Source organism: Brachybacterium vulturis (assembly GCF_002407185.1).
Taxonomy (GTDB): domain Bacteria; phylum Actinomycetota; class Actinomycetes; order Actinomycetales; family Dermabacteraceae; genus Brachybacterium; species Brachybacterium vulturis.
Window position 1 is genome coordinate 2121226 of the sequence record NZ_CP023563.1, and the last position, 14972, is coordinate 2136197.

Consider the following 14972-nt stretch of genomic DNA (forward strand, 5'->3'; position numbering starts at 1 on the left):
GCTGTCCCGGTACCCGTCGCTCCCGAGGATGCGTGCGACGACAACCATCCTTACCGGAGGAGTTCCCGTGACGCGTCCCGTCGTGCTCATCGCCGAAGAGCTGTCACCCGCGACCGTCGAGGTCCTGGGATCCGAGATCGAGGTCAGGAACGTGGACGGCACCGACCGCGCCGCGCTGCTGGAGGCGGTGAAGGACGCCGATGCGCTCCTGGTCCGCTCCGCGACCCAGGTCGATGCCGAGGTCTACGCCGCCGCCCGGCAGCTGAAGGTCGTCGCCCGCGCCGGGGTCGGTCTGGACAACGTGGACGTGCCCGCCGCCACCACCGCGGGCGTCATGGTCATCAACGCCCCGACCTCGAACATCACCTCCGCCGCCGAGCTCGCGGTCGCCCTGATCCTCGCCTCGCTGCGCAACCTCGGTCGCGCCGACGCCTCGGTGAAGGCCGGGAAGTGGCAGCGCAAGCAGCTCGCCGGCGTCGAGCTGCTGGGCAAGACCGTGGGCGTGGTGGGCTTCGGCCGGATCGGCCAGCTGGTCGCCGAGCGGCTGCGACCCTTCGGTGTGAACCTCCTGGCCTACGACCCGTACGTCAACCATGCCCGGGCCGCCGAGCTGGGCGCCCGCGTGGTCGAGCTCGACGAGCTGATGCGCGAGTCCGATGTGGTCACGGTGCACATGCCCAAGACCCCCGAGACCACCGGCCTGATCGGTGCCGAGCAGTTCGCGCTCGCCAAGCCGTCCCTCCATGTGGTCAACGCCGCCCGCGGCGGCCTGATCGACGAGGAGGCGCTGTTCGATGCGCTCAGCGGCGACCGCATCGCCGGCGCCGCGCTGGACGTGTACTCCTCCGAGCCGCCGGCCGCGTCCGAGACCGCGAAGCGGCTGCTCGACCTCGACAACGTCACCCTCACCCCGCACCTGGGCGCCTCCACCGCGGAGGCGCAGGAGAAGGCCGGCGTGGCGGTCGCGAAGTCCGTGCGGCTGGCCCTGGCCGGCGAGCTGGTGCCCGATGCCGTGAACGTCGCCGGCGGCGCCATCGACGACGAGGTGCGTCCCGGTGTGGCCCTCGCGGATCGGCTCGGTCAGCTGTTCACGGTGGTGGCGGGAGAGTCGCCCGAGCTGCTGGACATCGAGGTGCACGGCGAGATCGCCTCCCGCGACGTCACCGCTCTCAAGCTCTCCGCGCTGCGCGGTGTGTTCCGCTCGGTGGTCACCGAGCAGGTCAGCTACGTCAACGCGCCCGTCCTCGCCGAGGAGCGCGGCATCACCGTGCAGCTGGTCACCGACGAGACCTCCGAGCGCTTCCGCAATGTCGTCAGCCTGCGCGGCACGCTGCGCAACGGCGAGGTCGTCACGGTCTCCGGCACCCTCAGCGGGGTGGATCAGGAGCACAAGCTCATCGAGGTCCTCGGGCATGCGCTGGACGTGCCGCTGAGCGACCACCTGCTGATCATCCGCTACGAGGACGGTCCGGGCCTGATCGGCACCTACGGGATGCGTCTCGGCGAGGCCGGGATCAACATCGCCGGCATGCAGGTCTCCCGCGCAGGCAGCACCCGCGGTGCCGAGGCCCTGGTCGTCCTGGACCTCGACGAGTCCGTGGACCGCGAGTTCGCCGAGGAGCTCGGCGCCACCATCGACGCGCGGTCCATCCACGCCGTCGACCTCGTCTACTGATCCCCGTCCTGCATCTCGTCGAGGAGAGAACCCCCATGAGCACCACCACCCCCCGCGCTGCCGCTCCGGACGCCGCGGAGTCGAGCACTCTGCGCCTGGCCGTCATCGAGGGCGACGGGATCGGCCAGGAGGTCGTGCCCCAGGGCCTGCGCGCCCTGCGCGCCGCACTCGAGCCGATCGGCGTCACCGTCGAGACCACCGACTTCGACCTCGGTGCGGGCCGCTGGCACCGCACCGGGGAGACGCTCACCGACGAGGACATGGCGGCCCTGGCCGAGCACGACGCGATCCTGCTGGGCGCGGTCGGCGATCCGGGCGTGCCCTCGGGGGTGCTCGAGCGCGGGCTGCTGCTGAAGCTCCGCTTCGCCTTCGACCACTTCGTGAACCTGCGCCCCACCCGGCTGTACCCGGGCGTCGCCTCGCCGCTGGCGAACCCGGGCGAGATGGACTTCGTCGTGGTCCGCGAGGGGACGGAGGGCCCCTACGTCGGCAACGGCGGCTCGCTGCGCACCGGCACCGAGCTCGAGGTCGCCACCGAGGTCTCCCTGAACACGGCGGTCGGCGTCGAACGGGTGGTCCGCTTCGCCTTCGAGCAGGCCGAGCGTCGCCGCCAGAAGCTCACCCTGGTCCACAAGCACAACGTGCTGGTCCATGCCGGGCATCTCTACCGCCGCATCGTCGAGCAGGTCGGCGCCGAGCATCCGGAGGTCGAGGTGGACTACGCCCACGTCGATGCGATGATGATCTACCTGGTCCAGGACCCCGCCCGCTTCGACGTGATCGTCACCGACAACCTCTTCGGCGACATCGTCACCGACCTCGCCGGCGCGGTGGGCGGCGGCATCGGCCTGGCCGCGAGCGGCAACATCAACCCCACCGGTGCCTTCCCCTCGATGTTCGAACCGGTCCACGGCTCGGCGCCGGACATCGCCGGGAAGAATCTCGCCGATCCCACCGCCACCGTGCTCTCGGTGGCGCTGCTGCTGGACCACCTGGGCCATGTCGAGCCGGCGGCGGCGGTCCGCGCCGCGGTCGAGAACGACCTCGCCGCCCGTGCCGGCTCCGCGGATCTCGCCTCCCGCGGCACCACTCAGATCGGTGAGGCCCTGGTGGCCGCGATCGCCGGACGCTGAACGCCCGGTCCTGTCAGACTGTCCCTGCCCCCGATTCGAGGAGATCCCCGTGAGCGCGCTCGACTTCACCCAGACCAGCACCGCCCGCCGCGTCGACGACGACGAGCGCACCCGGATCCTCGCCGAGCCCGGCTTCGGCAGGTACTACACCGACTTCATGGTCCATGCCCGGTGGACCCTCGAGGACGGCTGGGGCGGGGCGGAGATCGTGCCCTTCGGCCCCGTGCAGCTCTCGCCCGCGGCGGCGGTCCTGCACTACGGCCAGGAGATCTTCGAGGGCCTGAAGGCCTTCCGCCACGCCGACGGCTCCGTGTGGACCTTCCGTCCCGAGCGCAATGCCGAGCGCATGCAGCGCTCCGCGCGTCGCCTCGCACTGCCCGAGCTGCCGGCGGGGGACTTCCTGAGCTCGCTGATGGCGATCACCGCGGCGGACGAGCCGTGGGTGCCCGAGGCCACCAGCGAGGAGTCGCTGTACCTGCGCCCCTTCATGTTCGCCAGCGAGGAGTTCCTCGGGGTGCGGGCCTCCCACTGCGTGGACTACTACGTGATCGCCTCGCCCGCGGGTCCCTACTTCCCGCGCGGGGTGCAGCCGCTGGTGGTGTGGATCTCCGACGAGTACGCGCGGGCCGGGGCCGGGGGCACCGGCGCCGCCAAGTGCGGCGGCAACTACGCCTCCTCCCTGCTGGCGAAGCGGGAGGCCGCCGAGAACGGGGCCGACGAGGTCATGTTCCTGGACTCCGAGACGCACTCCAGCATCGACGAGCTCTCGGGCATGAACGTCTTCGCGGTCACCGCCGACGGTCGCCTGCTCACCCCCTCGCTGACCGGGTCGATCCTCGAGGGTGTCACCCGCGAGTCGATCCTCCGCCTGGCCGCCGACCGCGGTCTCGAGGTCATCGAGCAGCAGCTGGTGATGAGCGAGGTGCTGGGGCAGATCGACCGCGGGGAGATCACGGAGATGTTCGCCGCCGGCACCGCCGCGGTGATCAACCCCATCGGCGAGCTGCGGGCCCGGGGCGGCTCCTGGACGGTGGGCGACGGCGGCTCCGGCGAGGTCACCCTCGCCCTGCGCACCGAGCTCACCGACATCCAGTACGGCCGGATCCCGGACCGTCATGGCTGGCTGACCCGGCTGGTCTGACCCCGATGCCGAACTCGCCCGCCCCGACCGCCCCGATCCCTGGATTCCACCTCTACGACACCACGCTGCGCGACGGCTCCCAGCAGGAAGGGCTCACGCTCTCGGTGGCGGACAAGCTCGCCGTCGCCCGTCACCTCGACGAGCTCGGCGTGACCTTCATCGAGGGCGGGTGGCCCGGTGCGGTCCCGCGCGACACCGAGTTCTTCGCCCGCGCGGCGGGGGAGCTCGAGCTGCGCCACGCCCGGCTCGCGGCCTTCGGCGCGACCCGGAAGGCCGGGGTCCCCGTCGCGGAGGATCCTCAGGTCGCGGCGCTCGTGGACTCCGGTGCCCCGACCATCACCCTGGTCGCGAAGTCCGATCTGCGCCATGTCACCGGCGCGCTGCGCACCACCGCCGAGGAGAACCTGGCCATGGTGCGGGACACCGTGGCGCATCTGGTGGCGCGCGGGCATGAGGTGTTCGTCGATGCCGAGCACTTCTTCGACGGCTTCCTCCACGACGCCGACTACACCACCGCCGTGCTGGTGGCCGCGCATGAAGCGGGTGCCGGAGTGCTGGTGCTGTGCGACACCAACGGCGGGATGCTCCCGCATCAGGTCACCGAGATCATCGCGACGCTGCGCGGGCGCCTCGAGGCGGCCGGAGCGGGCGACGCCCGCCTCGGTGCGCACACGCACAACGACACCGGCTGCGCGGTGGCCAATGCGCTGGCCGCGGTGCGTGCCGGGATCACCCATGTCCAGGGCTGCGTCAACGGCTACGGGGAGCGCACCGGCAACGCGGACCTGATCACCCTGATGGCGAACCTCCAGCTGAAGATGAGCATGGACCTGCTCCCCGCCGAGACCCTCGCCGAGGCCACCCGGATCGCGCACGCCCTCGGCGAGATCGTGAACATGCCCGTGACCCCGCGCGCCCCGTACGTCGGGGCGAGCGCCTTCGCCCACAAGGCCGGTCTGCACGCCAGCGCCATCCGGGTGGATCCCGATCTCTACCAGCACACCGATCCGCAGCTGGTCGGCAATGACATGCGGATGATCATCTCCGACATGGCCGGACGGGCCTCCATCGAGCTCAAGGGCCGGGAGCTGGGCTTCGACCTGGCCGGTGAGCCCGAGCTGCTCTCGCGCCTGGCGGCCGCGGTCAAGCAGCGCGAAGCGGTCGGCTACTCGTACGAAGCGGCCGATGCCTCCTTCGAGCTGCTCCTGCTCGACCAGCTCGGGCGGGTCCCGAGCTATTCGACGGTGGAGTCCTGGCGGGCCATCTCGCAGCTGGGCCGGGACGGCACCCTCGAATCCGAGGCGACGGTCAAGCTCCTCGCCGACGGGGACGGTCCCCACGAGCGCAAGGTGGCGATCGCCGAGGGCAACGGTCCGGTCAACGCCCTGGATCTCGCCCTGCGCGCGGCACTGCGCGAGCGCCATCCCGAGGTCGACGAGTTCGAGCTGCGCGATTTCAAGGTGCGGATCCTGGACGCCCATCACGGGACGGACGCCACCACCCGGGTGCTCGTGCGCACCTCCGGGCGCGGCCTCGAGTTCCAGACCGTGGGAGTGGGGCCGAACGTCATCGAAGCCTCCTGGGAGGCGATCTACGACGCCTACACCTACGGCCTGTTCAAATCCGGGGTCTGAGCACCGGTATCCGTGGTCCCCGGTGACCCTGGAGGCTACCCTGAGATCATGACGACTCACGCGCCGACCACCGCCTACGTGCTGACCGCCATCGGAGAGGACCGCCCCGGCCTCGTCGCCGCCCTGGCCGCCGCCGTCGACGAGCACGGGGGGAACTGGGTCGACAGCCAGCTCGCCCTGCTCGCCGGCAAGTTCGCCGGGATCGTGCAGGTCGAGCTGCCCGATGAGCGCGCGCAGTCGTTCCTGGAGGCGCTGCCCGCCCTGGCCGACGAGGTGGGGCTGGAGGTCGAGGCCACCGTCGCCGGTGACCCCGGCGAGGTCGCGCCGCACAGCGCGCTGCATCTGCACCTGCTGGGCCAGGACCGCACCGGCATGGTCCGGGAGGTGGCCTCGGCACTGCGCTCCCAGGGAGCCACGATCGACGGGCTGCGCAGCTGGACCCGGGAAGCACCGGAGGGCGGCGGCATGCTGTTCGAGGCCGAGGCCGAGGTGCGCCTGCCGGCCGATGCGGACCAGGACGGGGTCCGCGAGGCCCTCGAGACGATCGCCGCCGAGCTGATGGTGGACCTGGAGCTCGACACCACCGAATGAGACGGCCGTGCGGCGGAATATCGAAACGTCGGCATTGCTGAATTCTTTTTCGTGAGGATTCCCCGGCCCCACTGCGGACGTTTCCGCAGGGGGCCGTCCGCGTTCTCCTGAATACCTGAATTCCGGGACCGAAGTCCCCTAGGATGGGGTCACCGGTCGAGGACCCTTGGGTGGTGCGGGATGCTCCCGCGCTGCGCCGCCGGGCAGTCCTCGGCTCGCGTACTCGCCCTCGAGCGTGGAGAACCATCGATGACCACGTCCCCTGCAGTCGCCTCTGCACAGCACACCACCGTCCCGCCAGGGGCGTGGAGGGCGCTTGTCCTGGTCACGATCGGCTTCGGCGTGAACTTCTGGGCCTGGGCGCTGCTGAGCCCGCTCGGCCCCGTCTACGTCGAGCGCGGGCTGGCCGCGGATGCCTCGCTGATCGTCGCGATCCCGGTGCTGGTGGGCTCGCTGGGCCGCATCGTGATGGGTGCCCTGAGTGATCGTTTCGGCGGGCACCTCATGTTCCCGCTGGTCTCGCTGCTCACCGTCATTCCTGTGCTCTTTCTCGGATTCGTCGGTCAGTACTCGTACTCCACCCTCCTTCTCGGCGGATTCTTCCTCGGCATCGCCGGCACCACCTTCGCGATCGGTGTCCCGTATGTGAATTCGTGGTTCCCGCCCGCCAAGCGGGGCATGGCCACCGGCCTGTACGGCGTGGGCATGGGCGGCACCGCGATCAGCGCCTTCACCACCGTGCCGCTGCTGAGCTCGATCGGTGACGTCGCCCCCTTCGTGCTCACCGCGCTGGCCCTGGTCGCCTACGCGGTGGTGGGCTGGCTGTTCATGCGCGATGCCCCCACCTGGCAGCCGTCGCGCAAGAACATCCTCGAGCAGTCCGTCGCCGTGATGAAGCTGAAGGTCACCTGGCAGGCCTGCTACCTGTACGCGCTGTCCTTCGGCGGCTATGTCGCGTTCTCCGTCTTCCTGCCCACGATGCTGCAGAACTGGTATGGGCTCGAGGCCACCGATGCGTCGTTCCGGATGGCCGGTTTCGTGATCGTCGCGGTGCTCATGCGCCCGCTCGGCGGGACCCTTGCGGATCGGCTGGGCGCCGCGAACACCCTCCTGGTCTCCTACGCCGCGGTCGCACTGGCGGCGCTGACCCTGACCTTCCAGCCCGCTCTGATGCCGATCGGCACCGTCGCCTTCATCGTGATGGCCGCCGGCCTGGGCCTCGGCTCCGGTGCGGTCTTCGCGCTGGTCGCCCAGACCTCCGATCCCTCGGTCGTCGGCTCCGTCACCGGATTCGTCGGTGCCGCGGGCGGTCTCGGCGGTTTCGTGCCGCCGCTGGTGATGGCCGCGATCCATGCCGACCGGGGCAGCTACGCGCCCGGCATCGCCATGCTGCTGGTGGCGACGCTCGGAGCCGTGGTCGTCACCATGTTCATCGCCCGTGGAGCGCGCGCCAGCACCTCCGCGGCGCCGTAGCCCGACCGGCCCCGCCCCGTTCCGCCACCGCTGACCGCACCCTCGCCCCCACCAGGAGCACCCATGACCATCCAGGACCGACAGTCGCCGCAGGACCCCGCCGGCCGGCGCGCCCCCGGGATCGACTCCCCGCTGTTCGATGCCCTCATCGGCGCGCGCAAGATGTTCTCCCGCGCGGAGAGGATCAGCGAGGACAACCGCGAGACCCACAAGGTGGGCGGGCGCAGCGGCGACTCCTTCTACCGTGAGCGCTGGAGCCACGACAAGGTGGTGCGCTCCACCCACGGGGTGAACTGCACCGGCTCCTGCTCCTGGAAGGTCTATGTCAAGGACGGGGTCATCACCTGGGAGTCCCAGGAGACCGACTACCCCTCCGTGGGCCCGGACAAGCCCGAGTACGAGCCGCGCGGCTGCCCCCGCGGCGCCTCCTTCTCCTGGTACACCTACTCACCCACCCGCGTGCGCTACCCCTACGTGCGCTCCGAGCTGCTGCGCCTGTACCGCGAGGAGAAGGCGAAGGCCCCGGGCCATGATCCGGTCGAGGCGTGGAAGGCGATCGTCTCCGACCCGGTCAAGGCCATGCGCTACAAGCGGGCCCGCGGCAAGGGCGGCCTGGTGCGCGCCTCCTGGGACGAGGCCGTGGAGATGGTGGCCGCCGCCTATGTCCACACCGTCAAGGAGTACGGTCCGGACCGGGCCACCGGATTCTCCCCGATCCCCGCGATGAGCCAGGTCTCCTTCTCCTCCGGAGCCCGCTTCCATCAGCTCATCGGCAGCCCCATGCAGTCCTTCTACGACTGGTACGCCGACCTGCCGCCCGCCTCCCCGCAGGTCTTCGGCGACCAGACCGACGTGCCGGAGTCCGGCGACTGGTGGGACGCGGCCTACCTGATCATGTGGGGCTCGAACGTCCCCCTGACCCGCACCCCTGATGCGCATTGGATGACGGAGGCGCGCTACCGCGGTCAGAAGGTCATCTCGGTGGCCCCCGACTACGCGGAATCGGTGAAGTTCGCCGATGAATGGCTCGCCCCGCACCCCGGCACCGATGCGGCGCTGGCGATGGGCATGGGCCACACGATCCTGCGCGAGTTCTACGTGGACCAGCAGGTCCCGTACTTCGAGTCCTACTCGACGCAGTACACCGACCTCCCCTTCCTGGTCCAGCTCGAGCGCCGCGAGGACGGCACCCTGCTGCCGGGCAAGTTCCTGGTCGCGAGCGAGGCGGGGGAGCACCGCACCGCCGAGGCCACCACCGAGCACGCGGACTTCAAGCCGATGCTCTTCGACCGTGCCCGGGGCGATGTCGCCGTCCCGAACGGCACCCTCGGGCATCGCTTCTCCGCCGACGGCGAGGGCCGCTGGAACCTGGAGCTCGGGGACCTCGACCCCGCCCTGTCGCTGCTGGGCCATCACCAGGACGTCGCCGAGGTGCTGCTGCCCCGCTTCGACACCGCGGGTCAGGGCGGCCGCGGGGACGTGCCCCGCGGGGTGCCGGTGCGCACGGTCGACGGCCGCCTGGTCACCACCGTCTTCGACCTGCTGCTGGCCGAGTACGGCGTGGGCCGGGAGGGGCTCCCCGGCCAGTGGGCCACGGGCCTGGACGACGCCGAGGCCCTCTACACCCCGGCATGGCAGGAGGCCATCACCGGCGTGCCCGGCCAGGCCGTGGCGCGCATCGCCCGCGAGTTCGCGCAGAACGCGATCGATTCCGGCGGGCGCTCGATGATCATCATGGGCGCCGGCACCAACCACTGGTTCCACTCCGACACCATCTACCGCTCCTTCCTGACGCTCACCAACCTGTGCGGCACCCAGGGGGTCAACGGCGGTGGCTGGGCCCACTACGTCGGCCAGGAGAAGGTCCGCCCCCTCACCGGCTGGTCACACCTGGCCAACGCCCTGGACTGGGTGCGCCCGCCCCGGCAGATGACCCAGACCACCTACTGGTACATGCACTCCGACCAGTGGCGGTACGACCGCTTCGGCGCGGACACCCTGGCCGCGACCACCGGGGCCGGCACCTTCGCGGACATGACCACGGCGGACGCCATCGCCCTCTCGCAGCGGCTGGGCTGGCAGCCCTTCTACCCGCAGTTCGACATCAGCTCGCTGGACGTCGCCGACCGCGCCGCGGCAGCGGGGGAGGAGACGATCCCGTACCTGGTCGACCAGCTCAAGAACGGCGGCATCAGCTTCGCCGCCGAGGACCCGGACGCCCCGGAGAACCACCCGAAGATCTGGTCGATCTGGCGTGCGAACACCCTCGGCTCCTCCGCCAAGGGAGATCAGTACTTCTTCCGCCACCTGCTGGGCGTGGACAGCTCCGCGACCGGCGAGGAGACCCCCGAGCACCTCCGACCCCAGGACGTGCGCTGGCGGGAGGAGGCGCCGATCGGCAAGGTCGATCTGATGCTCACCCTCGACTTCCGCATGACCAGCCACACCCTGCACTCCGACGTGGTGCTGCCGGCCTCCACCTGGTACGAGAAGCACGACCTCTCCACCACCGATATGCATCCCTTCGTGCATTCCTTCAACCCGGCGATCTCCAACCCCTGGGAATCACGCACCGACTGGGAGACCTGGTCGACGATCGCGGAGCGCTTCAGCCAGCTCGCCGAGACGCACCTGGGCACCCGCACGGACGTCGTCGCCTCCCCCCTGCAGCACGACAGCCCCGGGGCGATGGCCACCCCGCACGGCCGGGTGCGGGACTGGAAGAAGGGCGAGTGCGAGGCGGTCCCGGGCCTGACCATGCCCGCCCTGGTGGAGGTCGAGCGCGACTATACCCAGATCCACGCCCAGTACACCTCCATCGGCCCGCTGCTGGAGGAGAAGGGCATGACCACCAAGGGGCTGACCTACGACGTCAAGGACTTCGTCGAGGAGCTCGGCCACCTCAACGGCGTCCACCGCACCGGGCCCGCCGCCGGACGTCCCAAGCTCGTCACCGATCTGCACGCCTGCGAGTTCATCCTGAGCCTGTCGGGCACCACCAACGGACGCATGGCGACCGAGGGCTTCAAGACCCTGGAGAAGCGCACCGGCACCACGATGCATGACCTCGCTGCCGAGCACGAGGGCAAGCGGATCCACTTCTCCGACACCAAGGCGGCACCGGTTCCGGTGATCACCAGCCCCGAATGGTCCGGCTCCGAGAGCGGCGGGCGCCGGTACAGCCCGTTCACGATCAACGTCGAGCGCAAGAAGCCCTGGCACACGCTGACCGGGCGCCAGCACTACTACCTCGACCACGACTGGATGCTGGAGATGGGGGAGGCGCTCCCCGTCTTCCGCCCGCCGTTGGACATGACCGCCCTGTTCGGTGAGAAGTCGATCGGGGAGAGCGATGGCACCTCCATCTCGGTGCGCTACCTGACCCCGCACAACAAGTGGGCGATCCACTCGATGTACCAGGAGAACTTCTTCATGATGAACCTGTCCCGGGGTGGGCAGAACATCTGGATGAGCGTGCAGGACGCCGAGGCCGTCGGCATCACCGACAACGACTGGGTCGAGGTCACCAACCGCAACGGCGTGGTCTCCGCCCGCGCCGTGGTCTCCCACCGGATGCCCCCGGGCACGGCCTTCATGCACCACGGTCAGGAGCGCACGGTCAACGTGCCGCTGACCGAGCGGGACGGCAAGCGGGGCGGGATCACCAACTCCCTGACACGGATCATGATCAAGCCCTCCCACCTCATCGGCGGATACGGGCAGCTGTCCTTCGCCTTCAACTACTACGGACCGACCGGGAACCAGCGGGACGAGGTCACGATGATCCGCAAGCGCACCGCCCCCGTCGAGTACTGAGCCCCACCTACAACGCAGAGCGAAGGAGAGCCGCGATGAGAGTCATGGCCCAGATGTCGATGGTGATGAACCTCGACAAGTGCATCGGCTGCCACACCTGCTCGGTCACCTGCAAGCAGGCGTGGACGAATCGGTCCGGCACCGAGTACATGTGGTTCAACAACGTCGAGACCCGGCCCGGCCAGGGGTATCCCCGCGGCTACGAGGACCAGGAGAAATGGAAGGGCGGCTGGGAGCTCGGGAAGAACGGCCGCCTCAAGCTCAAGGCGGGCGGCCGCCTCACCAAGCTCATGCAGCTGTTCTCGAACCCGAAGCTGCCCAGCATCGAGGACTACTACGAGCCGTGGACCTATGAGTACGACAACCTGCTCCACGCCCCGGCGCAGCAGGACACCATCCCCACCGCGCCCCCGAAGTCGCTGATCACCGGTGAGCGCACGGATATCCAGTGGTCCGGCAACTGGGACGACGACCTCGGCGGCACCTACCTGCACAAGGACAAGGACCCGATGCTCAAGGGCATCGAGGACAAGGTCCAGTTCGAGTTCGACCAGACCTTCATGTTCTACCTGCCCCGCATCTGCGAGCACTGCCTGAACCCCACCTGCGTGGCCTCCTGCCCCTCGGGCGCGATCTACAAGCGCGAGGAGGACGGCGTGGTCCTGGTGGACCAGGACGGCTGCCGCGGCTGGCGCATGTGCATCACCGGCTGCCCGTACAAGAAGATCTACTTCAACCACCAGACCGGCAAGGCCGAGAAGTGCACCTTCTGCTACCCCCGCCTCGAGCAGGGCGAGCCGACGGTGTGCGCCGAGACCTGCGTGGGGCGCCTGCGCTACATCGGCCTGGTGCTCTACGACGCGGACAAGGTCACCGAGGCCGCCTCCGTCACCGATGAGCAGGACCTCTACCGCTCCCAGATGGAAGTGATCCTGGACCCGCACGACCCCGAGGTGATCCGCGGGGCCGAGGCAGCCGGCATCCACCACGACTGGATCCTCGCCGCGCAGAACTCCCCGACCTATAAGCTCATCAAGGAGTACGAGGTCGCGCTCCCGCTGCACCCCGAGTACCGCACGATGCCGATGGTCTGGTACATCCCGCCGCTGTCGCCGGTGGTGGACGTGGTCCGGGACACCGGCTACGACGCCGAGGACGCGGAGAGCCTGTTCGCCGCGATCGACGCGCTGCGGATCCCGGTGGAGTACCTCGCGAACCTGTTCACCGCGGGGGACGTCCCCACGGTGGAGCGGGTGCTGTACCGGATGGCCGCGATGCGCTCGTACATGCGCGACATCAACCTCGGCAACGAGCCCCGGGAGGGGATCGCGAACGCCGTCGGCATGGACGGCGAGACGATGCAGGAGATGTACCGCCTGCTCGCGATCGCGAAGTACGAGGACCGCTACGTGATCCCGGTGGGGCATCACGAGTCCGCCCATGATCTCGAGTCCACCGGCACCGACTGCCCGCTGAACGCCCCTGGCGGTCCCGGCATGAGCAGCATGTCCCTGCCGGAGGACTCGATGGGGATGTCCGGCCCCGGATTCTCCAGCAAACGGCAGGAGAACGCCGTCGAGCGCCCCGAGGGCGTACGGATCAACCTGCTGAACTGGGACGGCAACGGACGGCCCGACGGGCTGTTCCCGGCTCCTGCGACGGGGAGCATCTGATGGGCGCCCTCGCACGCCTGCTGAGCCGACGCAGCGATGCCGGCGCCGGGACGACGGCGACCCTGCCGGCGCGCGGTCGCGCGCCGAAGGATCTGCTGCACGCCTCCGGGATGAGCACCGAGCAGATGCGGGTCACCTGGATCGCGGTGTCCTGGCTGCTGACCTATCCGGACGAGGAGGCCCTGGCGCGCTATCCCCTGGTGCGTCAGCTGGCGGCGGACCTGCCGGAGCCGGCGCGGGGCGGTCTGCTGCGCACCATCGACCTGCTCATCGAACGGGATGCGGTCTCCGTCCAGGAGGAGTACGTCGACACCTTCGACACCCGCCGCCGGGGGTGCCTGCACCTGACCTACTTCAGCCACGGCGACACCCGCCGCCGAGGGATGGCGCTGCTGCGCATCAAGCAGGACTTCCGCACCGCGGGGCTCGAGATCGGCAGTGAGGAGCTGCCGGACCACCTGCCGGTGGTGCTCGAGTTCGGCGCGGCCCATGACGCCGAGCGGGGTGCGAAGATCCTGCGCTCGAACCGTCCGGGAGTCGAGCTGCTGCGCCTGCACCTGGCGGACATCTCCTCGCCATGGCACGGCACCCTGGTGGCGCTGTGCGCGACCCTGCCGCCGCTGGATGCCGACGATCGGGCAGCGGTGCTGAAGCTGGCCGAGGAGGGCCCCGAGGACGAGAGCGTGGGCCTGGACGGCTACGGGCTCGACGGTGATGCGGGAGACCTCGCCGGGCAGACCTTCGCCTCGAGCGGCTGCGGTTCCGATTCCGCCGCCCCCGGACCTGTCCCCGTGGACCTGTTGAGAGGACGACCCTCATGATCGACGCGACGACGCTCCAGCTGCTGCTGTGGGTGGTGTTCCCCTACATGGTGCTCGCCGTGTTCGTGCTCGGGCACATCTGGCGGTTCCGCCAGGACCGCTTCGGCTGGACCACGCGCTCCAGTCAGCTCTACGAGTCCAAGCTGCTCTCGATCGGCTCCCCGATGTTCCACTACGGCATCATCGGGATCTTCCTCGGCCATGTCGTGGGTCTGGGCATCCCGAAGTCCTGGACGCGCTTCTTCGGGGTCACCGACCACATGTACCACCTGATGGCCATCATCATCGGCCTCGCCGCAGCGGTGGCGTGCGTGGGCGGGCTGCTGATCCTGCTGTACCGGCGGCGCACCAACCGGCGGGTCTTCGGAGCCACCACCGCCGGGGACAAGCTGATGTACCTGATGCTGGCGATGACCATCGTGTGCGGCGTGCTCGCGACCGTGGTGCACACGGCCTTCGGCACCTACGACTACCGCGAGGGCGTCTCGATCTGGTTCCGCCAGTTCTGGACCCTGCGGCCCTCCGTCGAGCTGATGACCCAGGCGCCGCTCTTCTTCCAGCTGCACGTGCTCAGCGCGATCGCCCTGTTCGGGATCTGGCCCTTCACCCGCCTGGTGCACGTCTTCGCCGCACCGCTGGGGTACCTGACCCGGCCGTACATCGTCTACCGGAGCAAGGACCCTCGCAAGGAGGCCGAGCGTCGCGGCTGGGAGAAGGTGAAGTTCTGATGGCGACGAAGCCACCGGTGACCCTCCAGGAGGACTGGGCGACCACCCTGCAGCCGTGGGTGGACCGGGTCTCCGCGCAGCTGGACGTGGAGTGCGTGGACCTGGATGTGGATCGGGTCCATCTGATGACCGGAGTGGTCGCCGAGGGTGTCCAGCGGTCGATGGCACCGATCTCCGCCTTCCTGGTGGGCGCGGCGGTCGCCCGCGGAGCGAGCCTCGAGGAGGCCTGCGCCGCGGTCGAGGAGGCCACCGGTGCGACGCTCCAGGCCCCCGGCGTCGGATGACCG

Annotated in this window: 11 protein-coding genes; all 11 read left to right on the plus strand. The window is 69.8% G+C overall.

Annotated elements, in window-relative coordinates:
• The first annotated feature begins 67 nt into the window (after positions 1-67).
• The 11 genes from serA to CFK38_RS09550 all read left to right on the plus strand — a co-directional run bounded on the left by serA (position 68) and on the right by CFK38_RS09550 (position 14969).
• Positions 68-1675, plus strand: a complete 1608-nt coding sequence (gene serA, locus CFK38_RS09500) for a phosphoglycerate dehydrogenase (RefSeq protein WP_096802852.1) — start codon at positions 68-70, stop codon at positions 1673-1675.
• Positions 1676-1710: 35 nt separating this feature from the next.
• Complete coding sequence (locus tag CFK38_RS09505; protein WP_096802853.1) at positions 1711-2808, plus strand: 3-isopropylmalate dehydrogenase; 1098 nt, start codon at positions 1711-1713, stop codon at positions 2806-2808.
• Positions 2809-2857: 49 nt separating this feature from the next.
• Complete coding sequence (locus CFK38_RS09510) at positions 2858-3949, plus strand: branched-chain amino acid aminotransferase (protein WP_096802854.1); 1092 nt, start codon at positions 2858-2860, stop codon at positions 3947-3949.
• A 5-nt stretch (positions 3950-3954) separates the two neighbouring features.
• Positions 3955-5583 carry a citramalate synthase gene (gene cimA / locus CFK38_RS09515; RefSeq protein ID WP_096802855.1) on the plus strand — a complete coding sequence of 543 codons (1629 nt, stop codon included), beginning with the start codon at positions 3955-3957 and terminating at the stop codon, positions 5581-5583.
• 48 nt (positions 5584-5631) lie between these two features.
• Positions 5632-6174, plus strand: coding sequence for a glycine cleavage system transcriptional repressor (locus CFK38_RS09520; protein WP_096802856.1), 543 nt, complete (start codon positions 5632-5634; stop codon positions 6172-6174).
• 249 nt (positions 6175-6423) lie between these two features.
• Complete coding sequence (locus CFK38_RS09525; protein WP_096802857.1) at positions 6424-7647, plus strand: MFS transporter; 1224 nt, start codon at positions 6424-6426, stop codon at positions 7645-7647.
• A 63-nt stretch (positions 7648-7710) separates the two neighbouring features.
• Positions 7711-11463, plus strand: coding sequence for a nitrate reductase subunit alpha (locus CFK38_RS09530; protein WP_096802858.1), 3753 nt, complete (start codon positions 7711-7713; stop codon positions 11461-11463).
• A 35-nt stretch (positions 11464-11498) separates the two neighbouring features.
• Entirely contained in the window at positions 11499-13136 is a 1638-nt protein-coding gene (gene narH, locus CFK38_RS09535; RefSeq protein ID WP_096802859.1) for a nitrate reductase subunit beta, read from the plus strand.
• Positions 13136-13957 (plus strand): nitrate reductase molybdenum cofactor assembly chaperone, encoded by an 822-nt coding sequence (gene narJ, locus CFK38_RS09540; RefSeq protein WP_096802860.1) that lies wholly within the window; start codon positions 13136-13138, stop codon positions 13955-13957. The genes narH and narJ overlap by 1 nt, the downstream gene beginning before the upstream one ends.
• The gene (gene narI / locus CFK38_RS09545; protein WP_096802861.1) at positions 13954-14685 is read left to right on the plus strand and encodes a respiratory nitrate reductase subunit gamma; all 732 of its coding nucleotides are present in this window, start codon (positions 13954-13956) and stop codon (positions 14683-14685) included. The genes narJ and narI overlap by 4 nt, the downstream gene beginning before the upstream one ends.
• A complete protein-coding gene (locus CFK38_RS09550; RefSeq protein ID WP_096802862.1) occupies positions 14685-14969 on the plus strand; it encodes a DUF6457 domain-containing protein in 285 nt (94 codons plus the stop codon). Before narI ends, CFK38_RS09550 begins: the two co-directional genes overlap by 1 nt.
• Positions 14970-14972: the final 3 nt, after the last annotated feature.

Bases quoted from the DNA above. Each gene is read 5' to 3' on its own strand.
- narJ (WP_096802860.1), top strand. From the start codon at position 13,136: ATGGGCGCCCTCGCACGCCTGCTGAGCCGACGCAGCGATGCCGGCGCC.
- CFK38_RS09550 (WP_096802862.1), top strand. From the start codon at position 14,685: ATGGCGACGAAGCCACCGGTGACCCTCCAGGAGGACTGGGCGACCACC.
- narH (WP_096802859.1), top strand. From the start codon at position 11,499: ATGAGAGTCATGGCCCAGATGTCGATGGTGATGAACCTCGACAAGTGC.
- CFK38_RS09530 (WP_096802858.1), top strand. From the start codon at position 7,711: ATGACCATCCAGGACCGACAGTCGCCGCAGGACCCCGCCGGCCGGCGC.
- CFK38_RS09505 (WP_096802853.1), top strand. From the start codon at position 1,711: ATGAGCACCACCACCCCCCGCGCTGCCGCTCCGGACGCCGCGGAGTCG.
- CFK38_RS09525 (WP_096802857.1), top strand. From the start codon at position 6,424: ATGACCACGTCCCCTGCAGTCGCCTCTGCACAGCACACCACCGTCCCG.
- cimA (WP_096802855.1), top strand. From the start codon at position 3,955: ATGCCGAACTCGCCCGCCCCGACCGCCCCGATCCCTGGATTCCACCTC.
- CFK38_RS09520 (WP_096802856.1), top strand. From the start codon at position 5,632: ATGACGACTCACGCGCCGACCACCGCCTACGTGCTGACCGCCATCGGA.
- narI (WP_096802861.1), top strand. From the start codon at position 13,954: ATGATCGACGCGACGACGCTCCAGCTGCTGCTGTGGGTGGTGTTCCCC.